Below are 1,927 nucleotides of genomic sequence, written 5' to 3'. Positions count from 1 at the left end.
AGCAGTGAAACGCAATCGCGCCGATGGTAGTGTGGGGTTTCCCCATGTGAGAGTAGGTCATTTCCAGACGCCTAATATAGTTTTCACTTTTTAAAAGTGAAACCAAAAAGTTTCTCATAGCGAGAATGCTGATATGGCTCAGTCGGTAGAGCGCATCCTTGGTAAGGATGAGGTCCCCAGTTCGATTCTGGGTATCAGCACCATTATTCATCTAGTGTGTTGTCCTAGATACAAGTTTTGTTTGGAAACCATAGCATTGTGGTCCCACCTGATCCCATTCCGAACTCAGAAGTGAAACGCAATCGCGCCGATGGTAGTGTGGGGTTTCCCCATGTGAGAGTAGGTCATTTCCAGACGCCTAATATATGAAAAAGCCCTAGCAAACAACGCTAGGGCTTTTTCGTATATACGCTTCGCGATGACTACTCTCGATGTTACCCGAGGCTAAGCCTGGCTCCCAGCTACGCGAGTACCTCGCTTCGCGTTAATCAAGCCCTGAAAGCTTCGCTTCCAAAGCTGGCTTTATTAACCCCCATGTGAGAACGCTTGAATCGCTAATGGTTATAAAGCGAAGCTTTATGGTGGTGTTGAACGCAGATAATTTATTCGCAGTTAGTCATTTCCTGACATGCCTACCTCTATGTCCGTCGAAGATTGCATCCTGCATAATCGACACTTCCGCCATCCATTGCGGTCGCTCGAGGCTAAGTCTGGCCTCCCAGCTACGAGCAAGCTCTTCGCGTAAAAGTTAGCCTAAATACTGCGTATTTAAAGCTGCTAACTTTTACCCCTATGTGTTCTCTTCGGGAATACGAGTAGGGCGAAGTGAGTGCGTTTATGAAGCACCGCTTCATGCGCTTACGTAGCGCGGAGAACTTGTTCGAAGCTGGTCATTTCCGGATGCCTAAAATACGAAATAGCCCTAGCACGAAGTGTTGGGGCTTTTTGTATGTTCAGCTTTTGAAAGATTACTCTCACATGCGAAATAAAAAGCCCAAATGTAGCGCGGAGAGCTCGTTCGCAGCGGGCTACTTTCAGACGCTTTCGCGTTGGGCAATGTAAACTTTGACATTGTTTCATATCAATGTCATTGAGGTTAGGTGAACTACATTTCTAATGTAGGTATGAATTTCTACCTAGATATATGTTGATAATTGCCCCCTGTAAAGCCAATACTCCTGTATTAGTCTAATTGTAGCCTTTTATGGTGCATGTTGAATCCGCCATTCCCACGAAGTCGGGTGCTAGTCGATGACACTTCAATCAATATAGTTAGTTGAGTTAACTTTGGTGAGCGCGGACACATGGCATTGTTACGCATTCATGCACGCCACTATAGGCTTAGCTCAGCTTAATATTGTTGTAAATAGTTAGAGAGGGACTGAAAACTGCTGGTGATAGTTCTATTTTTTGATTTGTTCTCTATTCGCAGCAAGTGCATTTAAAGCCAACGTGAATGTGTTGATGATTCGTTCGTAATTGTATCGGCTCGACTCCGATCATTCAGCGTTTACTTAGCCTCACTTTCGGTATCCCCTTTCGTTTTTCTAGTATAAATTTAGAGGCCCATTTAGTTAGTAGGTTCTCTCGCAACACTTAAATCGCGTTGCTTTGGCATTAGCCGCAGTTCTTACACATAAAAAGGTTGCTTGAACCATTCAATACTTAATTGTTTTTGTCGGTTTCTAATCGTTTGAGTTGTTATTCTCGGGAGTTAGGGGCGTAGCGATGATTTAGGTGCTCATGCTTGCTTTTGTAACTCGGCACTTAATTAAACTAAGTAGCTCTGGTGTTTGTGGATAACTCTGTGGAGTATCGGTAATTAAAATGTGCCTAATCCAGGTATAAAAATTAAATGCAAAAAACTTCAAAAAAGCCCTTGCGCAAAAATCTAAGCTCCCTATAATGCGCTCCCACTGACACGGCG

At 43.9% G+C, this 1,927-nt stretch carries 1 tRNA gene and 1 rRNA gene; both read left to right on the top strand.

Features of this window, described 5'->3' with window-relative positions:
* The first annotated feature begins 127 nt into the window (after positions 1-127).
* Positions 128-203 (top strand) — tRNA-Thr (locus tag G3R49_RS19860).
* A 37-nt stretch (positions 204-240) separates the two neighbouring features.
* Positions 241-356: ribosomal RNA gene (gene rrf, locus G3R49_RS19855) — 5S ribosomal RNA — on the top strand.
* The last annotated feature ends 1,571 nt before the right edge of the window (positions 357-1,927 follow it).

This window comes from Shewanella sp. WXL01, assembly GCF_012263345.1.
Taxonomy (GTDB): Bacteria; Pseudomonadota; Gammaproteobacteria; order Enterobacterales; family Shewanellaceae; genus Shewanella; species Shewanella maritima.
Note: the sequence above shows the minus strand (reverse complement) of the source record. Positions and strands in the feature narration are given on the sequence as shown.